The sequence below is a fragment of the Streptococcus pluranimalium genome (genome assembly GCF_002953735.1).
GTDB lineage: Bacteria > Bacillota > Bacilli > Lactobacillales > Streptococcaceae > Streptococcus > Streptococcus pluranimalium.
Genome location: NZ_CP025536.1, coordinates 16,391 through 35,000 on the forward strand (window position 1 = coordinate 16,391; position 18,610 = coordinate 35,000).

Here is an 18,610-nt window from a genome sequence, read left to right on the forward strand (position 1 = left end):
TGGGGGTTTTGATTCTAGGATTATAATTCTATCTGACAAACTAGAATTGCTAAATATTACAATACATTTCAAAAATTAGACATTTATATAGTAAAAGATTATTGCTAGAAATCAGCTAAATTTCAAGTCCAAATTAGCCATTTAGTAAAAATAGTCTAGGAGATAAATAGTTCAAACATTTCTTTGGATAGTTGTTAATCCAAATTTCGATGAAGGCGACCATTCTTGTGGTCGTTTTCTTAGTGCCTTTTGGCAACCATCGTCTAATGAGTCTGTTATGGTTCTCGTTGGTTCCTCTTTCCCAAGAGGCTTAAGGGTGGGCATAATAGATGCACTCAGGATCAAAGACATCTGCCAAGCAACTAAATTCTGTTCTGTTATCCGCTGTGATTGAGTTGATGTGATAGTTTTGAAGAATCCCTTTCAAAGCATGATTCACTGATGTCGCTGACTTGTCAGGAATGAGACGAATGATTTGAAAGCGACTCTTCCTGTCTGTGAGTGTCAGTAAGCACTCGTTTTTAGCACGCGTCTGAATAAGCGGATCAATCTCATAATCGCCTAGATTTTAACGCTTATTGCTACTCTCTGGTCCGTTCCTCAATAGACTTTCCAGCAGGTTTAAAGTTTGGACTAGCTTGCTTTTTCTCTGCTTTACTTTTGCGTGGATAAAGCAAAGTAGATGGTACCATCCCCAAGTGTCCGTGGTGAATCCAGTAGTAGATGGTGGAAATTGGCACAGGGAAGCCTTTGGCTTTGACCATCATTTCAGGCGAGTATTTCTGCCTCTAGTAGTGGACAATACGCTCTTTCAATTCCTTGGTCAAGGTGACTGGCTGAACAGATTTAGTTCTGTTTTCATCGTAAACCACTTGCGCTGCATCAGCCCGATAGACTTTCTCAAATCTTCCTTTACGTACCTGTTGTCTAACAAAACCACGTTTAATTTCGTTGTTAATAGTTTGCGGGGCTTTTCCAAGTAAAGCGGCAATCTGACGATGACTGATTCCATCAGATTGCCATCGTTCAATCAAACGATGTTCTGTTAGTGCCACCTGTTTGTCTTTTGTAGTATAATGGTTTTACATCTCAAAGTTCCTTTTAATGTGTTTGTGGTGAACGACATTATATCTCACTGAGATGATTTTTTTAACTCTCGACTGGCTAACTTCATTTTAGAACTTTCCAAACAAATTCCTTCAGGTGAAAACCCAAAAAAATGAAAAAAAGTTATTGACAACCCATAAAGAAATATAGTAATATATAAAAGTTCTCAAAACGCGAGATCACTTCAAGAGCGTCTTCAAAAAAAGGAGAAAAAGTTATTGACAAGTGGCCGTGAGTTTGTTAGAATATAGAAGTTGCCTCGAAGGGGGGCGATAAGACCTTTGAAAACTGGATAAAGAAACCAAACGTGCGGGTTACGAAAGTAACCTGTCAAGAAGAAACATAAGTCAGATGATAACTGACTGAGCATAGCTCAAACTATTTAATGAGAGTTTGATCCTGGCTCAGGACGAACGCTGGCGGCGTGCCTAATACATGCAAGTGGAACGCAATTGATTCTCCCGTAGCTTGCTACATTTGAATTGATTGAGTCGCGAACGGGTGAGTAACGCGTAGGTAACCTACCTTATAGCGGGGGATAACTATTGGAAACGATAGCTAATACCGCATAAGAGTTGACAACACATGTTGTTAATTTAAAAGGAGCAATTGCTTCACTATGAGATGGACCTGCGTTGTATTAGCTAGTTGGTAAGGTAACGGCTTACCAAGGCATCGATACATAGCCGACCTGAGAGGGTGATCGGCCACACTGGGACTGAGACACGGCCCAGACTCCTACGGGAGGCAGCAGTAGGGAATCTTCGGCAATGGGGGGAACCCTGACCGAGCAACGCCGCGTGAGTGAAGAAGGTTTTCGGATCGTAAAGCTCTGTTATAAGCGAAGAACGGGAGTAAGAGTGGAAAGTTTACTCTGTGACGGTAGCTTATCAGAAAGGGACGGCTAACTACGTGCCAGCAGCCGCGGTAATACGTAGGTCCCGAGCGTTGTCCGGATTTATTGGGCGTAAAGCGAGCGCAGGTGGTTTAATAAGTCTGAAGTTAAAGGCATTGGCTCAACCAATGTACGCTTTGGAAACTGTTAAACTTGAGTGCAGAAGGGGAGAGTGGAATTCCATGTGTAGCGGTGAAATGCGTAGATATATGGAGGAACACCGGTGGCGAAAGCGGCTCTCTGGTCTGTAACTGACACTGAGGCTCGAAAGCGTGGGTAGCGAACAGGATTAGATACCCTGGTAGTCCACGCCGTAAACGATGAGTGCTAGGTGTTGGGTCCTTTCCGGGACTCAGTGCCGCAGCTAACGCATTAAGCACTCCGCCTGGGGAGTACGACCGCAAGGTTGAAACTCAAAGGAATTGACGGGGGCCCGCACAAGCGGTGGAGCATGTGGTTTAATTCGAAGCAACGCGAAGAACCTTACCAGGTCTTGACATCCCGATGCCCGTCCTAGAGATAGGATTTTACTTCGGTACATCGGTGACAGGTGGTGCATGGTTGTCGTCAGCTCGTGTCGTGAGATGTTGGGTTAAGTCCCGCAACGAGCGCAACCCCTATTGTTAGTTGCCATCATTTAGTTGGGCACTCTAGCGAGACTGCCGGTAATAAACCGGAGGAAGGTGGGGATGACGTCAAATCATCATGCCCCTTATGACCTGGGCTACACACGTGCTACAATGGTCGGTACAACGAGCAGCGAACTGGTGACAGTAAGCCAATCTCTTAAAGCCGATCTCAGTTCGGATTGTAGGCTGCAACTCGCCTACATGAAGTCGGAATCGCTAGTAATCGCGGATCAGCACGCCGCGGTGAATACGTTCCCGGGCCTTGTACACACCGCCCGTCACACCACGAGAGTTTGTAACACCCGAAGTCGGTGAGGTAACCTTTTAAGGAGCCAGCCGCCTAAGGTGGGATAGATGATTGGGGTGAAGTCGTAACAAGGTAGCCGTATCGGAAGGTGCGGCTGGATCACCTCCTTTCTAAGGAAAACGGAAGCACGTTTGGGATCTTTATTTAGTTTTGAGAGGTCTTTGTGGGGCCTTAGCTCAGCTGGGAGAGCGCCTGCTTTGCACGCAGGAGGTCAGCGGTTCGATCCCGCTAGGCTCCATTAACATCAGACAGATGTTAAGATAGTCCATTGAAAATTGAATATCTATATCAAATTCCACGATTATCGAAAGATAATTGTAGAAAGTAACAAGAAAATAAACCGAAACGCTGTAAGTATTTAATGAAGTTTAGATCGTAAGATCAAAGATAAGGTTAAGTTAATAAGGGCGCACGGTGGATGCCTTGGCACTAGAAGCCGAAGAAGGACGTGACTAACGACGAAATGCTTTGGGGAGCTGTAAGTAAGCGCTGATCCAGAGATGTCCGAATGGGGGAACCCGGCAGGTTAATGCCTGTCATCACTAGTTGTTAAGACTAGCTGAAGGAAGACGCAGTGAACTGAAACATCTAAGTAGCTGCAGGAAGAGAAAGCAAACGCGATTGCCTTAGTAGCGGCGAGCGAAACGGCAGGAGGGCAAACCGAGGAGTTTACTCCTCGGGGTTGTAGGACTGCGACGTGGGACTAGACGACATAGAAGAATGACCTGGGAAGGTCAGCCAGAGAGAGTAACAGCCTCGTATTTAAAATGTTTGTATAGCCCTAGCAGTATCCTGAGTACGGCGAGACACGCGAAATCTCGTCGGAATCTGGGAGGACCATCTCCCAACCCTAAATACTCTCTAGTGACCGATAGTTGAACCAGTACCGTGAGGGAAAGGTGAAAAGCACCCCGGGAGGGGAGTGAAATAGAACCTGAAACCGTGTGCCTACAACAAGTTCGAGCCCGTTAATGGGTGAGAGCGTGCCTTTTGTAGAATGAACCGGCGAGTTACGCTATGATGCGAGGTTAAGTTGAAGAGACGGAGCCGTAGGGAAACCGAGTCTTAATAGGGCGACATAGTATCATGGTGTAGACCCGAAACCATGTGACCTACCCATGAGCAGGTTGAAGGTGAGGTAAAACTCACTGGAGGACCGAACCAGGGCACGTTGAAAAGTGCTTGGATGACTTGTGGGTAGCGGAGAAAATTCCAAACGAACTTGGAGATAGCTGGTTCTCTCCGAAATAGCTTTAGGGCTAGCGTCGATGTTAAGTCTCTTGGAGGTAGAGCACTGTTTGGGTGAGGGGTCCATCCCGGATTACCAATCTCAGATAAACTCCGAATGCCAATGAGATATAATCGGCAGTCAGACTGCGAGTGCTAAGATCCGTAGTCGAAAGGGAAAACAGCCCAGACCACCAGCTAAGGTCCCAAAATATATGTTAAGTGGAAAAGGATGTGGGGTTGCACAGACAACTAGGATGTTAGCTTAGAAGCAGCTATTCATTCAAAGAGTGCGTAATAGCTCACTAGTCGAGTGACCCTGCGCCGAAAATGTACCGGGGCTAAAACATATTACCGAAGCTGTGGATGACCATTTAGGTCATGGTAGGAGAGCGTTCTATGTGTGAAGAAGGTGTACCGTGAGGAGCGCTGGAACGCATAGAAGTGAGAATGCCGGTATGAGTAGCGCAAGACAGGTGAGAATCCTGTCCACCGTAAGACTAAGGTTTCCAGGGGAAGGCTCGTCCGCCCTGGGTTAGTCGGGACCTAAGGAGAGACCGAACGGTGTATCCGATGGCCAACAGGTTGATATTCCTGTACTAGAGTATATAGTGATGGAGGGACGCAGTAGGCTAACTCAACCCAGCGACTGGAAGAGCTGGGCTAAGCAGTGAGGCGTGGTATGAGTCAAATGCTTATACCTATAACGTTGAGCTGTGATGGGGAGCGAAGTTTAGTAGTGAAGTGAGTGATGTCACACTGCCAAGAAAAGCTTCTAGCGTTAATTATACTCTACCCGTACCGCAAACCGACACAGGTAGTCGAGGCGAGTAGCCTCAGGTGATCGAGAGAACTCTCGTTAAGGAACTCGGCAAAATGACCCCGTAACTTCGGGAGAAGGGGTGCTGTCTTTAGACAGCCGCAGTGAATAGGCCCAAGCAACTGTTTATCAAAAACACAGCTCTCTGCTAAATCGTAAGATGATGTATAGGGGGTGACGCCTGCCCGGTGCTGGAAGGTTAAGAGGAGTGCTTAGGAGTAATCCGAAGGTATGAATTGAAGCCCCAGTAAACGGCGGCCGTAACTATAACGGTCCTAAGGTAGCGAAATTCCTTGTCGGGTAAGTTCCGACCCGCACGAAAGGCGTAATGATTTGGGCACTGTCTCAACGAGAGACTCGGTGAAATTTTAGTACCTGTGAAGATGCAGGTTACCCGCGACAGGACGGAAAGACCCCATGGAGCTTTACTGCAGTTTGATATTGAGTATCTGTACCACATGTACAGGATAGGTAGGAGCCTAAGAAGTTGGAAACGCCAGTTTCAATGGAGGCGTTGTTGGGATACTACCCTTGTGTTATGGCTACTCTAACCCAGATAGGTAATCCCTATCGGAGACAGTGTCTGACGGGCAGTTTGACTGGGGCGGTCGCCTCCTAAAAGGTAACGGAGGCGCCCAAAGGTTCCCTCAGACTGGTTGGAAATCAGTCGCAGAGTGTAAAGGTATAAGGGAGCTTGACTGCGAGAGCTACAACTCGAGCAGGGACGAAAGTCGGGCTTAGTGATCCGGTGGTTCCGTATGGAAGGGCCATCGCTCAACGGATAAAAGCTACCCTGGGGATAACAGGCTTATCTCCCCCAAGAGTTCACATCGACGGGGAGGTTTGGCACCTCGATGTCGGCTCGTCGCATCCTGGGGCTGTAGTCGGTCCCAAGGGTTGGGCTGTTCGCCCATTAAAGCGGCACGCGAGCTGGGTTCAGAACGTCGTGAGACAGTTCGGTCCCTATCCGTCGCGGGCGTAGGAAATTTGAGAGGATCTGCTCCTAGTACGAGAGGACCAGAGTGGACTTACCGCTGGTGTACCAGTTGTCTCGCCAGAGGCATCGCTGGGTAGCTATGTAGGGAAGGGATAAGCGCTGAAAGCATCTAAGTGCGAAGCCCACCTCAAGATGAGATTTCCCATAACGTTATGTTAGTAAGAGCCCTGAAAGAAGATCAGGTAGATAGGTTAGAAGTGTACGTGTGGTGACACATTAAGCGGACTAATACTAATCGCTCGAGGACTTATCCAAAAGAAAGTAACAAAGAGTCAATATTGACAGCGAGTAGGTTTCTTGTTAGAATATAGGTATTCAATTTTGATTGGATTATCAATCATTAGTTAAGTGACGATAGCCTAGGAGATACACCTGTACCCATGCCGAACACAGTAGTTAAGCCCTAGAACGCCTGAAGTAGTTGGGGGTTGCCCCCTGTTAGATATGGTAGTTGCTTAGCATTTATCCGCCATAGCTCAGTTGGTAGAGCGCATGACTGTTAATCATGATGTCACAGGTTCGAGCCCTGTTGGCGGAGTATAGTATTTGAGACTTTGCTTCATGTAGAGTCTTTTATTTTGCCTTATTGCCAAAATGGTAGTTGGGAATTTATAGTTAAGAACGAAGAGAGAAGACGAAATGTGTCTTCTCTCTTTTTATATTAGAAACATTAAGTACAATATCATTTCACCTAATGTTTATGATGAGCTTTTTGGAAGTTTCATACTGTCATTAGAATAGGGAAGGTCTAAGGTGTTGATAATATAGTTTTTGTATTTCAAAAAAGTATTTTGAGATAATTATGAAATAGTTTCAAGATAACTCTAGTGTTTCTTTTTACTGTAGATTTATATAATGGTTAATGATAGTTTGGATTGAACATGACATTTATGTCATGGTTGAATAGTTGTAATGTCTATATAATAATATTATTACATAGAGTGAGGTTATGATTATGAGCAATGATATATCATTAAAGGAAATGTCATTTGGTAGCTTATGTCACCTAATACGGCCAATAATTTTTAAGATTATGAATCAGCATCAGGTGCAACATTGGAATGTTAGAGATTGGGAACATGAAGGAGTGATTTGTCTATTTCGTTTAATTCAAGATAATCCATCTTGTTTAAACTATTCTTCTTTGTTCTTTTTATCTTTTCAAATGAAATTCTCAAGCTATCTAAAAGAATATATTAATTCTAAAAGAGAGTGATAAGTTGAGTAATTTTTGACTATAGTTAAGTAGTCAAATGCTGAAGGAAATTTTATATAATAAAGCCCTATCTTGAATGATAAAATAGGGCTTTTGCTATGTACAATTAGAATAATTTTAAACGCTTCGAATAAAGATTAATTCGTTTTTTAACTCAGATTCTTCAAAATGGTAACCTTCAAATGTGAGCTTTTTTAAATCGTCTATCGTTTGACATTCGTTTTCTGCTGCGGCATGGAGAAAAAAACCGCGTCCCTTTTTGGAAATAGTAGAGTGTTGTTTTATTTTTCCTGAACTAGTCTGTTCGTAAAATTTAATTTTGATTAGTTGCTGACGTTGTTCAGGAGAAAAGATATTTTCAAATTCAGAAGATAGTAGTGAGATCATTGCTTCTTGTTCATTTGATTTTAAGAAGTTATCGTATTCTTCTTTCCAAAATTGTTTGAGGGATTGATTATTGATTAGTGTAGATGTGTTAAAGTCTAAGCGATGAGGATGAATGGTATCGTTAATAGGAATAATACCGTATAATGCAGTAGTAATATATGTGGTTTGAGTAAGATATTCTAGGGCATTACTTGATAAATTTGTTTTGAGGGAACGATACATTAGGCCATTGTATAACTCTATAGCCTTGTATGTAGAGCTGTTTCCAGAATAAATATCTTTCCAACGTTGTTGCTCTTTTAATGCTGTCTCTTCTTTTTTGAAATGATAAAGTCTGAGTAGTTCAGGTATATCTTTTTGTACCATTTCTTTCACAATGGTAGTCGTTTTATCTGACCGTAATTTTGCAGTATTTTTTGGTTTTTCTTCGACCATCTCTTTAGCTGATGGTATTAAAAATTGGAGCATAAGGAAAATTTCTTTCTTTAGTTTATTGGTTTATTGCTAATAAAATTAGACTAATGAGGATAATAAAATAGAAAATGATTGAAATTGTTTTGACAAAAGTAGAAAGTGTAGTCTCATCTTTTGGACTTAATCCCATTCCTAGAACAACACCCCCTAAGAGTCCTCCTAGATGACCAACAAGACTGACATTAGGAGTCATAATGTTAAAGATAAGATTAATGATAATCAGTGTTCTGTAAGAATTACTGAGATTTTTCAAATTTGGATTGTTACTAAAGTAACCTGTAATAACAATAGCAGCAAAAAGACCGAAAATAGATGTAGATGCACCTGCTACTATAACATCAGGGGTTAGTAATAGTACAAATACATTTCCCATTATTCCAGATAAGAAAAATAGAATTAAAAATTTGATATGTCCATAGAGTTCTTCAGATAATTGTCCAAGGAAAAAGAGCGTAATAGTGTTAAATATGAAGTGCTCCCATCCAATATGAACAAAGATTGGTGTCAGAAGACGCCAGAAATCAGAAAAGTTTTCTTTTAGTATGCTTCCAATCAATCCACCGAAATGGTAGATAACGGAGGCATTTTCCGCCTCTCCAGGATATAACAATTGCATACAGCAGAAAATAAGGGAGATGCAGAGAACAAGTAATAGAGTAATAGGTGATTTTTTGAATGTAGACATTAGTATAATAGTTTTCTAATCGGAATGTCGAAGGTATCTTTCTGAAAATTTTGGATTTGGAATGAATAAATAGTACTGATGGTATTGCCAGAATAATCTGCTAAATAGCGATCAAAATATCCTGCGCCATAACCAATTCTATAGCCATCAGGCGAGAAAACAATTCCAGGGACATGAATGAGGTCAATGCAAGATTTGTCAACTTCTAAATTTGAAATAGGTTCTAAGAGTCCGAAGGACGTTTTTCTTAATTGACTTTCATCATATTTTACAAAGATCATTTTGCCTTCAGGATATGTTTTTGGAACGACAACTGTTTTTTTATCTTTGATAGCCTGCGTAATAAGAGGAGTGGTATTAAATTCATGAGGCATTGAAAGGTATGTTGCAAGGATTCTAGCTTCATGATAATAAGACGTAGAGATCAATTTTTCTAGTAGTAGGGTATCAATTTTATTTTTTTGTAGGCTATTTTTTGAAAAATGTTTCATTTTCAAAATCATTTCTTGCCGTTGTACTTCTTTAGACATATTCTTATCTTACCATGAAGTGAAATAAAATTCTAATCTTACTCGATAGTAAGTTTAGATATGTTCGTAGATTTTATTTTAGTTGTCTTTAGGCATTAACTATGCTATAATTAACAATCAAAAGACTGTGAGAAAGAAGGTGTAAGTATGGGATTTACAGATGAAACAGTTCGTTTTAATTTAGATGATGCTAACCGCAAAGAGATTAGTGAAACCCTTTCAAATGTTTATCATTCTTTAGCTGAAAAAGGCTACAATCCAATTAATCAAATCGTAGGTTATGTTCTCAGTGGAGATCCAGCTTACATTCCACGCTATAACGATGCTAGAAATCAGATTAGAAAATATGAACGTGATGAGATTGTGGAGGAATTAGTGCGTTCTTATCTTACTAATCATGGTGTAGAACTCTGATGAGAATAATGGGACTAGACGTTGGTTCAAAAACAGTAGGTGTTGCTGTCAGCGATCCTTTAGGATTTACAGCTCAGGGTATCGAGATTATTGGAATCAACGAAGAAGAAAAAGAATACGGTTTAGAGCGTTTAGCTGAGTTAGTTTCTGAGTATAAGGTTGATAAATTTGTTGTAGGTCTTCCTAAAAATATGAATAACTCTGAGGGGCCGCGTGTGGAAGCGAGTAAATTCTATGGAGACTTAATTAAGGAGCGATTTGGATTCCCCGTTGACTATCAAGACGAACGTTTGACGACTGTTCAAGCGGAAAGAATGTTAGTTGAGCAAGCAGATATTAGTCGTGGAAAACGTAAAAAAGTTATTGATAAATTAGCGGCTCAACTTATTTTGCAAAATTATCTAGATCGTATGTTTTAAATTAAAGGAGAAAAAATGGCAGAAAATCATAATCACGAGCACGAACCAGAAGTTATTACTTTAGTGGATGATCAAGGTAATGAAAGTTTATTTGAAATTTTACTGACTATTGATGGTAAAGAAGAATTTGGCAAAAATTATGTTCTTTTAGTTCCAGCTGGAGCTCAAGAAGATGATAACGGCGAAATTGAAATTCAAGCATACTCATTTACTGAAAATGAAGATGGTACTGAAGGTGATCTTCAGCCAATCCCAGAAGATTCAGATGTTGAATGGGATATGATTGAAGAAGTATTTAATAGCTTTATTGATGAAAATTAAGTGATTGATCCGATTTTAATCGGGTCTTTTTTTTATCATACAATAAAAATAATGATAATTTTTCGAATGAATAAGTAAGATGACAGTAGTTGATACATTACCACTTGAGTTAACTGAAGAAGAAAAATTGTTTGTAAAGCATTATCAAGAAAAAGATTATCATCATTTTAGAGATATTCAAAAATACGCTTCACTCTTTGAAAAATTGACTAACGTGTAAATTCTGTTATACTTTGTAAAGAAGTTAAAATAAGGAGAATGCTAGTGACAACAAGTTACCAGGAAAATAACACGATGTCTTTAGAGGGATCAGATTCTTTTGAAGAAAAAATGGATTCCAAAATTGGAGGGTTGGCTCATTTTTATGTGCTCCTCTTGAGTGTAATCGTCAGTGTAGTATCTATTTTATTACCTGTTGTAAAAGAATTTTCAACGGTTGAACAAACACAAAATCTTTATACTGGATTAATGATGTCAAAAGGTGTTTTACCTTATAATGACATTTATGCAGCGGGCGGCTTTTTGTATTATGCAGTAATAGCCTTATCATATCTTTTAGGAAGCAATCTATGGCTAATTGTCATTCATTTTTTGGCTTACTATATTTCTGGTCGTTACCTTTATAAGATTATTACTAATTTAACACATTCAAGTGAAGTGGCTGTTGCCATGAATCTATTATTTTATCTTTTTAATCTCATCGTGGGATTTGGAGGTCTATACCCCATTCAGTGGGCATTTCCATTTTTCTTAAGTATGATTTGGTTTTTGATGTCTTATTTTAAGAATCAGATTAAAGATGAGCGTTTTATTGTTTTTGGTTTAATGAGTACAATTGGTTTATTCATTGAACCACGTCTGTTAATCTTTTTGCTAATTGCAATTTTTGCTATTTCTATTTTTAATATTAAATCAAAGCGTTTTGCGCGTGGTTTTTATCAAATCCTCTGTTTTATTTTTGGCATGATTTTAATTGGCTATGTTATTGGTTACTTTATTTTCAATGAACAACTATTAGCAGAATACATCGCTCAGCCGATTCTGTTTCATTTAACTGTATTACAAACTGGGCATGAAGAATTGTTAGTTAGTGTTATTGTTCAAGTTATTCTAGTCCTATTCTCAGGAATGTACTTTGGGTTTGTAAGAGGCAGTAAAACGGAGCTGACAGCAGTAAAAATTATTTTGATGATTTCCATCGTTGTTTATAGTGTTTATGCTATTTTTTCACAATCATTTAATAGTTATTACCTGTTATTTATTATTGTCCAAGGGCTCATTTTGGCCAGTCTTCGCTTAGTGAAGGATTATCAATTAAGTCTATCTAGTAGAACACACCGACGTAAAAGACGAGAGTCCCTAGCAAAGAAATTTTTCTATCAATACTTTATAAAAACATATTTTTTACCATTCATTTTATTCATTGGCCTTGTGGGTCAGTTGGGATATCATTATTATCTAGCGTCCCAAGTAATAGATGAGCGACAAGAACTTGCTTCTTTTATCACTAACACTACTGATAAAGATGACAAAATTTATGTTTGGGACAATCAAGCTACTGTTTATTTAGCCTCAGAAAGGCAATCACTATCGAAGTTCTCAGTGCCAGATTTATATACTGTAACGTCTAAGAATAAACAAAGTTTAGAAGATAGTTTGCTACAAGATAATGCGGAACTTCTCATGTTTAAAAAAAGTATTAAACTTGATCAATCAATAGCAAAGAATATTTCAAGACATTATAAGCAAGTTAAGGTAGATGGCGTTAACTCTTTCATTGTCTATAAATTAAAATAAAATCAATATATTGTGTCTTGTATGTTTTTTTGACACAATATATTGATTTTTCTTTTTCCTTATGTCATAATAACATCTATCAGGAGGTTTTTCTATGACAATGCAAAAAGAAATGATAGCAGAGACAAATGTAACTACTCAAAGTAGAAAGCAAATTGAAAAGTACGATGGTAGATTAGTTGCTTTTGATGTTCAAAAATTAATTGCTAGTCTTGAAAAATCTATGACACCAAGTTCTTTGGTAACAAATGAAAAACTTCAACTGATCCTAGAAGCAATTTTAACTAAGTTATCGCAACATCGTACCCCAACGTTGAAAACAAAAGATATTCGAACAGTTACTCTTCAAACCTTGATGACCTTTCAAGAAGAAGAGTTAGCAAAATCGTATCAAGATTTTGCTACTTCAAAACAAGAGTATAAAAATCAAGAAATGGATATTAATGTTGCCATTAACAAATTGATTGGTAAGGATCAATCGGTAGTTAATGAAAATGCTAATAAAGATAGTGATGTTTTCAATACTCAACGTGATTTAACTGCAGGGATTGTTGGTAAAGCAATTGGCTTGAAAATGTTACCTAACCATGTGGCTAATGCTCATCAAAAAGGGGATATTCATTTTCATGATTTAGATTATAGCCCTTATACACCAATGACCAATTGTTGTTTGATCGATTTTAAGGGCATGTTAGCTAATGGCTTTAAGATTGGTAATGCTGAGGTTGAAAGCCCTAAATCTATTCAAACAGCAACAGCTCAAATCGCCCAAATAATCGCTAATGTTGCTTCTAGTCAGTATGGTGGTTGTACGGCTGACCGCATCGATGAGTTTTTAGCACCTTATGCTCAATTAAATTACGAAAAGCATTTAAAGGATGCGCAAGAATGGGTTCTTGAAGGTAAACAAGAGGCTTATGCAGAACAAAAGACGCAAAAAGATATTTATGATGCTATGCAGTCTTTAGAGTATGAAATCAATACTTTGTTTACTTCAAATGGTCAGACTCCATTCACTTCTTTAGGGTTTGGACTTGGAACCTCTTGGTTTGAACGTGAAATCCAAAAAGCTATTTTAAATATTCGTATCAAAGGTTTGGGCAGTGAAGAACGAACAGCTATTTTCCCCAAATTGATTTTTACAGTCAAAAGAGGACTAAATTTAGAACCAGATTCTCCTAACTATGATATTAAACAGTTAGCACTCAAATGTGCGACTAAGCGTATGTATCCAGATATTGTTTCCTACGATAAAATCATTGAATTAACAGGCTCTTTTAAAGCACCAATGGGTTGTCGTTCCTTCTTACAAGGTTGGAAGGATGAAAATGGTCAAGATATCACTTCAGGTCGTATGAATCTAGGTGTAGTGACTCTTAACTTGCCTCGTATTGCTTTGGAATCTTCTGGGGATATCAATAAATTCTGGGACTTATTCAAGGAAAAAATGCAAGTTGCTAAAGATGCTCTTGTTTACCGTGTTAATCGAGTGAAAGAAGCCAGTCCGGCTAATGCGCCAATTCTTTATCAGTATGGTGCATTTGGAAAACGTCTAGGAAAAAATGACGATGTTAATCAGGTCTTTAATAAGCGTCGTGCAACAGTATCTCTTGGCTATATCGGACTTTATGAGGTAGCAACTGTCTTCTATGGACCTGATTGGGAAATTAATCCCGTTGCTAAAGATTTGACTTTAGATATTATCCGTCAAATGAAAGAGACTTGTGAAGCTTGGTCTAATGAGTATGATTACCATTTCTCAGTCTACTCAACTCCTTCAGAAAGTTTAACAGACCGTTTTTGCCGACTAGATACAGAAAAATTTGGTATCATTAAAGACATTACAGATAAAGAATATTATACCAATTCCTTCCATTATGATATCCGTAAAAATCCAACACCATTTGAAAAGCTTGATTTTGAAAAAGATTACCCTGCAGCTGGGGCTTCTGGAGGCTTCATTCATTATTGTGAATACCCAGTGTTACAACAAAACCCAAAAGCCTTAGAAGCAGTGTGGGATTATGCTTATGACCGTGTCGGTTATTTAGGAACGAATACCCCTATTGATAAGTGTTACCTTTGTGACTTTGAAGGGGATTTTGATCCAACAGAGCGTGGCTTCAAATGCCCAAACTGTGGTAATACGGATCCAAAAACAGCAGATGTTGTTAAACGAACTTGTGGTTATCTTGGAAATCCACAAGCTAGACCTATGGTCAAAGGAAGACATAAAGAAATTTCAGCTCGTGTTAAACACATGAATGGATCATCATTATAAATAGAAAAGGAAAATCATGGGAAAATACCAATTAGATGATAAAGGAAAAGCACTCGTTCAACGATTTCACGAAAAAAATTCAACTGTAAAATCAGATAAAAAAGCGCGTGCGCAAGAATTATTAAAAAAGGCAAAAGCTAAACAAAAATAAACTGAAGGAGGAAGACGGATGCTAAAAATTGGCCTTGTAGGTATTGGAGGAATCTCTCAAAAAGCTTATCTTCCTTATATGAGACAATTACCTAATATAGAGTGGCATATCTTCACAAGAAATAAAGACGTTAGACAAGGTGTGTCAGCTTTGTTTGGGCACTCTGAGATTTATGAGTCATTGGAAAGTCTCTTGAAAGCCCCCTTAGATGGTGTTTTTATTCATGCGGCCACCAAAGCACATTTTGATATTGCCAGTCAATTTTTAATCAAGGGACTCCCTGTCTATATGGATAAACCATTGACGGAAGATTATAAATCTACCCAAAAACTCTATCAATTAGCACAAGAACATAACACCTTTCTAATGGCTGGGTTTAACCGTCGTTTTGCACCTAGAGTTTCTGACATGGCTAAACTTGATCAGAAACGTCGCATTATCGTCGAAAAAAATGATGTTAATCGCTTGGGAGATTTTAAATTTAAGCTCTTTGATTTTTTTATTCATCCTTTAGATACAGCATTATATTTACTTGATGAGCAAATCAGTTCAGCTCATTTTAAGGTAATTAAAGAAAACGCCCTTTTGAGTCAAGTTTCAGTTGTTTTAGAGACAGAACAATCTGTTGCAATTGTTGGGATGAACCTTCAGTCAGGAAGTCGACGAGAAATCATGGAAATTCAGACGCCAGTGGAAACGTATCACCTTGAAAATTTGGATGATTTGACCATATTCAAAGAAACAGATCTGTTGAAAAAACAATTTGGTTCATGGGATACGACGTTGTATAAAAGAGGTTTTGAAACGATTATTGATACTTTTCTTGAAGCTATTCAGACAAAAGAGAATCCTGTTAGTCCGGAATCTAGTTTACTAAGCCATTGGCTATGTCATCAAATCAATCAATCAAATACCTTGAGTGGAGAACTAAATGTCACCTTACCCAAATAATCCGATGCTTAGACGTCCAACTATCGAAGATAAAGAAAGTATTTTAGACATGATTGACGAATACTTTAAAAATGATAGTCCAACAGCAGGTTTATGGAATTTTTCTCATAGTGACTTCTCTTTTGAAGATTGGCTAGAAGCAAATCAATTACAAGAAGCTGGTTTGTTTGGAAAAGGGGTACCAGCCATTCAATTGGTAGCCTTTGATGATAACCAACAGGCTCTTGGATTTTTAAATATCAGACTGCGATTAAATGATGAACTCTTATTAAAAGGTGGGCATATCGGCTACTCTGTTCGACCAAGTAAGAGAAATCAGGGAATTGCTAAAAAGATGTTAAAGGCTGCTATTGAGATTGCCAAAACGAAAAATATTCGAGATATTTTAGTGACCTGTCATCAAAATAATCCTGCTAGCCGAGCAGTTATTATAGCCAATGGTGGTTTGTTAGAGAATGTTGTTAATGAGACGGAAAGGTACTGGATCAGAAACGATGAATAATCCTAAACCAGGTGAATGGAAATCAGAAGAATTGAGCCAAGGGAAAATAATAGACTATAAGGCTTTTAACTTTGTTGATGGTGAAGGCGTTAGAAACTCATTATATGTTTCGGGCTGTATGTTCCACTGTGAAGGCTGTTATAATGTTGCAACTTGGTCATTTAATGCGGGCATACCTTATACTCAGGCGTTAGAAGAACGTATTATAAAGGACCTATCGCAACCGTATGTTCAAGGCTTAACACTACTAGGTGGCGAACCGTTTTTAAATACGGGCATTTTAATACCTCTTTTGAAACGAATCAAATCAGAATTGCCTAACAAAGATATCTGGTCTTGGACAGGTTATACTTGGGAAGAGATGATGTTAGAGACAGACGATAAATTAGAGATGTTGAAAATGATAGACATTCTGGTAGATGGAAGATATGATCGAACGAAAAGAAATCTTATGCTACAGTTTAGAGGATCGTCAAACCAACGCATTATAGATGTTCAAAGATCACTCGAATATAACAAACTTATTATTTGGGAAAAATTACAAAAATAGCTTGACAACCCATAAAGAAATATAGTAATATATAAAAGTTCTCAAAACGCGAGATCACTTCAAGAGCGTCTTCAAAAAAAGGAGAAAAAGTTATTGACAAGTGGCCGTTAGTTTGTTAGAATATAGAAGTTGCCTCGAAGGGGGCGATAAGACCTTTGAAAACTGGATAAAGAAACCAAACGTGCGGGTTACGAAAGTAACCTGTCAAGAAGAAACATAAGTCAGATGGTAACTGACTGAGCATAGCTCAAACTATTTAATGAGAGTTTGATCCTGGCTCAGGACGAACGCTGGCGGCGTGCCTAATACATGCAAGTGGAACGCAATTGATTCTCCCGTAGCTTGCTACATTTGAATTGATTGAGTCGCGAACGGGTGAGTAACGCGTAGGTAACCTACCTTATAGCGGGGGATAACTATTGGAAACGATAGCTAATACCGCATAAGAGTTGACAACACATGTTGTTAATTTAAAAGGAGCAATTGCTTCACTATGAGATGGACCTGCGTTGTATTAGCTAGTTGGTAAGGTAACGGCTTACCAAGGCATCGATACATAGCCGACCTGAGAGGGTGATCGGCCACACTGGGACTGAGACACGGCCCAGACTCCTACGGGAGGCAGCAGTAGGGAATCTTCGGCAATGGGGGGAACCCTGACCGAGCAACGCCGCGTGAGTGAAGAAGGTTTTCGGATCGTAAAGCTCTGTTATAAGCGAAGAACGGGAGTAAGAGTGGAAAGTTTACTCTGTGACGGTAGCTTATCAGAAAGGGACGGCTAACTACGTGCCAGCAGCCGCGGTAATACGTAGGTCCCGAGCGTTGTCCGGATTTATTGGGCGTAAAGCGAGCGCAGGTGGTTTAATAAGTCTGAAGTTAAAGGCATTGGCTCAACCAATGTACGCTTTGGAAACTGTTAAACTTGAGTGCAGAAGGGGAGAGTGGAATTCCATGTGTAGCGGTGAAATGCGTAGATATATGGAGGAACACCGGTGGCGAAAGCGGCTCTCTGGTCTGTAACTGACACTGAGGCTCGAAAGCGTGGGTAGCGAACAGGATTAGATACCCTGGTAGTCCACGCCGTAAACGATGAGTGCTAGGTGTTGGGTCCTTTCCGGGACTCAGTGCCGCAGCTAACGCATTAAGCACTCCGCCTGGGGAGTACGACCGCAAGGTTGAAACTCAAAGGAATTGACGGGGGCCCGCACAAGCGGTGGAGCATGTGGTTTAATTCGAAGCAACGCGAAGAACCTTACCAGGTCTTGACATCCCGATGCCCGTCCTAGAGATAGGATTTTACTTCGGTACATCGGTGACAGGTGGTGCATGGTTGTCGTCAGCTCGTGTCGTGAGATGTTGGGTTAAGTCCCGCAACGAGCGCAACCCCTATTGTTAGTTGCCATCATTTAGTTGGGCACTCTAGCGAGACTGCCGGTAATAAACCGGAGGAAGGTGGGGATGACGTCAAATCATCATGCCCCTTATGACCTGGGCTACACACGTGCTACAATGGTCGGTACAACGAGCAGCGAACTGGTGACAGTAAGCCAATCTCTTAAAGCCGATCTCAGTTCGGATTGTAGGCTGCAACTCGCCTACATGAAGTCGGAATCGCTAGTAATCGCGGATCAGCACGCCGCGGTGAATACGTTCCCGGGCCTTGTACACACCGCCCGTCACACCACGAGAGTTTGTAACACCCGAAGTCGGTGAGGTAACCTTTTAGGAGCCAGCCGCCTAAGGTGGGATAGATGATTGGGGTGAAGTCGTAACAAGGTAGCCGTATCGGAAGGTGCGGCTGGATCACCTCCTTTCTAAGGAAAACGGAAGCACGTTTGGGATCTTTATTTAGTTTTGAGAGGTCTTTGTGGGGCCTTAGCTCAGCTGGGAGAGCGCCTGCTTTGCACGCAGGAGGTCAGCGGTTCGATCCCGCTAGGCTCCATTAACATC

At 40.0% G+C, this 18,610-nt stretch carries 13 protein-coding genes, 3 tRNA genes, 4 rRNA genes and 1 pseudogene; 17 read left to right on the plus strand and 4 right to left on the minus strand.

All coding sequences use genetic code 11. The features are described 5' to 3' along the window. Positions 1–133: 133 nt before the first annotated feature. A pseudogene (locus C0J00_RS00085) lies at positions 134–1,055 on the minus strand (IS30 family transposase). Positions 1,056–1,488: 433 nt separating this feature from the next. Between C0J00_RS00085 and C0J00_RS00090 the strand changes: the two are divergent. From C0J00_RS00090 to C0J00_RS00110, 5 genes are all read left to right on the plus strand, one after another. Then, a 16S ribosomal RNA gene (locus C0J00_RS00090) occupies positions 1,489–3,048 on the plus strand. Between the two features lie 55 nt (positions 3,049–3,103). Further along, a tRNA-Ala gene (locus tag C0J00_RS00095) sits at positions 3,104–3,176 on the plus strand. A gap of 153 nt (positions 3,177–3,329) precedes the next feature. Then, a 23S ribosomal RNA gene (locus C0J00_RS00100) occupies positions 3,330–6,237 on the plus strand. 89 nt (positions 6,238–6,326) lie between these two features. Next, a 5S ribosomal RNA gene (gene rrf, locus C0J00_RS00105) occupies positions 6,327–6,442 on the plus strand. Together the 16S, 23S and 5S rRNA genes with 2 tRNA genes alongside form the textbook arrangement of a ribosomal RNA operon. 5 nt (positions 6,443–6,447) lie before the next feature. After that, positions 6,448–6,520: transfer RNA gene (locus tag C0J00_RS00110), tRNA-Asn, on the plus strand. Between the two features lie 795 nt (positions 6,521–7,315). Here the strand turns inward: C0J00_RS00110 and yaaA are convergent. From yaaA to C0J00_RS00130, 3 genes are read right to left on the minus strand one after another with little or no spacing between them, the layout of a single operon-like run. After that, positions 7,316–8,053, minus strand: a complete 738-nt coding sequence (yaaA, locus tag C0J00_RS00120) for a peroxide stress protein YaaA (protein WP_104967034.1) — start codon at positions 8,051–8,053, stop codon at positions 7,316–7,318. A 22-nt stretch (positions 8,054–8,075) separates the two neighbouring features. Then, a complete protein-coding gene (locus C0J00_RS00125) occupies positions 8,076–8,744 on the minus strand; it encodes a rhomboid family intramembrane serine protease (protein ID WP_104967035.1) in 669 nt (222 codons plus the stop codon). Then, positions 8,744–9,274 carry a 5-formyltetrahydrofolate cyclo-ligase gene (locus C0J00_RS00130; RefSeq protein ID WP_104967036.1) on the minus strand — a complete coding sequence of 177 codons (531 nt, stop codon included), beginning with the start codon at positions 9,272–9,274 and terminating at the stop codon, positions 8,744–8,746. The genes C0J00_RS00125 and C0J00_RS00130 overlap by 1 nt, the downstream gene beginning before the upstream one ends. A gap of 147 nt (positions 9,275–9,421) precedes the next feature. Here C0J00_RS00130 and C0J00_RS00135 point away from each other — a divergent pair, with 147 nt between their 5' ends. The 12 genes from C0J00_RS00135 to C0J00_RS00185 all read left to right on the plus strand — a co-directional run bounded on the left by C0J00_RS00135 (position 9,422) and on the right by C0J00_RS00185 (position 18,602). Further along, on the plus strand, positions 9,422–9,688 hold the full coding sequence (locus C0J00_RS00135; RefSeq protein ID WP_104967037.1) for an IreB family regulatory phosphoprotein: 267 nt from the start codon (positions 9,422–9,424) through the stop codon (positions 9,686–9,688). Next, positions 9,688–10,107, plus strand: a complete 420-nt coding sequence (ruvX, locus tag C0J00_RS00140; RefSeq protein ID WP_104967038.1) for a Holliday junction resolvase RuvX — start codon at positions 9,688–9,690, stop codon at positions 10,105–10,107. Before C0J00_RS00135 ends, ruvX begins: the two co-directional genes overlap by 1 nt. A 15-nt stretch (positions 10,108–10,122) precedes the next feature. Next, complete coding sequence (locus tag C0J00_RS00145) at positions 10,123–10,428, plus strand: DUF1292 domain-containing protein (protein WP_104967039.1); 306 nt, start codon at positions 10,123–10,125, stop codon at positions 10,426–10,428. Positions 10,429–10,507: 79 nt separating this feature from the next. Then, on the plus strand, positions 10,508–10,648 hold the full coding sequence (locus C0J00_RS10475; RefSeq protein WP_199773970.1) for a hypothetical protein: 141 nt from the start codon (positions 10,508–10,510) through the stop codon (positions 10,646–10,648). 38 nt (positions 10,649–10,686) lie between these two features. Beyond that, positions 10,687–12,225: a DUF2079 domain-containing protein gene (locus C0J00_RS00150; RefSeq protein ID WP_233995852.1), complete on the plus strand. Its 1,539-nt coding sequence runs from the start codon at positions 10,687–10,689 to the stop codon at positions 12,223–12,225. Positions 12,226–12,319: 94 nt separating this feature from the next. Further along, positions 12,320–14,506, plus strand: a complete 2,187-nt coding sequence (nrdD, locus tag C0J00_RS00155) for an anaerobic ribonucleoside-triphosphate reductase (protein WP_407697184.1) — start codon at positions 12,320–12,322, stop codon at positions 14,504–14,506. A gap of 16 nt (positions 14,507–14,522) precedes the next feature. Then, entirely contained in the window at positions 14,523–14,657 is a 135-nt protein-coding gene (locus C0J00_RS10610) for a hypothetical protein (RefSeq protein ID WP_104967041.1), read from the plus strand. A gap of 18 nt (positions 14,658–14,675) precedes the next feature. Next, positions 14,676–15,608: a Gfo/Idh/MocA family protein gene (locus tag C0J00_RS00165; protein ID WP_104967042.1), complete on the plus strand. Its 933-nt coding sequence runs from the start codon at positions 14,676–14,678 to the stop codon at positions 15,606–15,608. Continuing rightward, the gene (locus C0J00_RS00170; protein WP_104967043.1) at positions 15,589–16,110 is read left to right on the plus strand and encodes a GNAT family N-acetyltransferase; all 522 of its coding nucleotides are present in this window, start codon (positions 15,589–15,591) and stop codon (positions 16,108–16,110) included. The genes C0J00_RS00165 and C0J00_RS00170 overlap by 20 nt, the downstream gene beginning before the upstream one ends. Continuing rightward, positions 16,103–16,660, plus strand: coding sequence for an anaerobic ribonucleoside-triphosphate reductase activating protein (gene nrdG / locus C0J00_RS00175; RefSeq protein WP_104967044.1), 558 nt, complete (start codon positions 16,103–16,105; stop codon positions 16,658–16,660). The genes C0J00_RS00170 and nrdG overlap by 8 nt, the downstream gene beginning before the upstream one ends. A gap of 255 nt (positions 16,661–16,915) precedes the next feature. Continuing rightward, positions 16,916–18,474: ribosomal RNA gene (locus C0J00_RS00180) — 16S ribosomal RNA — on the plus strand. A gap of 55 nt (positions 18,475–18,529) precedes the next feature. Beyond that, a tRNA-Ala gene (locus C0J00_RS00185) sits at positions 18,530–18,602 on the plus strand. Positions 18,603–18,610: the final 8 nt, after the last annotated feature.

What these genes read in the sequence shown, in the direction of transcription:
- C0J00_RS10610 (WP_104967041.1), top strand. Translation starts at nt 14,523, where the DNA reads ATGGGAAAATACCAATTAGATGATAAAGGAAAAGCACTCGTTCAACGA.
- yaaA (WP_104967034.1), bottom strand. Translation starts at nt 8,053, where the DNA reads ATGCTCCAATTTTTAATACCATCAGCTAAAGAGATGGTCGAAGAAAAA.
- ruvX (WP_104967038.1), top strand. Translation starts at nt 9,688, where the DNA reads ATGAGAATAATGGGACTAGACGTTGGTTCAAAAACAGTAGGTGTTGCT.
- C0J00_RS00125 (WP_104967035.1), bottom strand. Translation starts at nt 8,744, where the DNA reads ATGTCTACATTCAAAAAATCACCTATTACTCTATTACTTGTTCTCTGC.
- C0J00_RS00130 (WP_104967036.1), bottom strand. Translation starts at nt 9,274, where the DNA reads ATGTCTAAAGAAGTACAACGGCAAGAAATGATTTTGAAAATGAAACAT.
- nrdD (WP_407697184.1), top strand. Translation starts at nt 12,320, where the DNA reads ATGACAATGCAAAAAGAAATGATAGCAGAGACAAATGTAACTACTCAA.
- C0J00_RS00170 (WP_104967043.1), top strand. Translation starts at nt 15,589, where the DNA reads ATGTCACCTTACCCAAATAATCCGATGCTTAGACGTCCAACTATCGAA.
- C0J00_RS00165 (WP_104967042.1), top strand. Translation starts at nt 14,676, where the DNA reads ATGCTAAAAATTGGCCTTGTAGGTATTGGAGGAATCTCTCAAAAAGCT.
- nrdG (WP_104967044.1), top strand. Translation starts at nt 16,103, where the DNA reads ATGAATAATCCTAAACCAGGTGAATGGAAATCAGAAGAATTGAGCCAA.
- C0J00_RS00135 (WP_104967037.1), top strand. Translation starts at nt 9,422, where the DNA reads ATGGGATTTACAGATGAAACAGTTCGTTTTAATTTAGATGATGCTAAC.
- C0J00_RS10475 (WP_199773970.1), top strand. Translation starts at nt 10,508, where the DNA reads ATGACAGTAGTTGATACATTACCACTTGAGTTAACTGAAGAAGAAAAA.
- C0J00_RS00150 (WP_233995852.1), top strand. Translation starts at nt 10,687, where the DNA reads ATGCTAGTGACAACAAGTTACCAGGAAAATAACACGATGTCTTTAGAG.
- C0J00_RS00145 (WP_104967039.1), top strand. Translation starts at nt 10,123, where the DNA reads ATGGCAGAAAATCATAATCACGAGCACGAACCAGAAGTTATTACTTTA.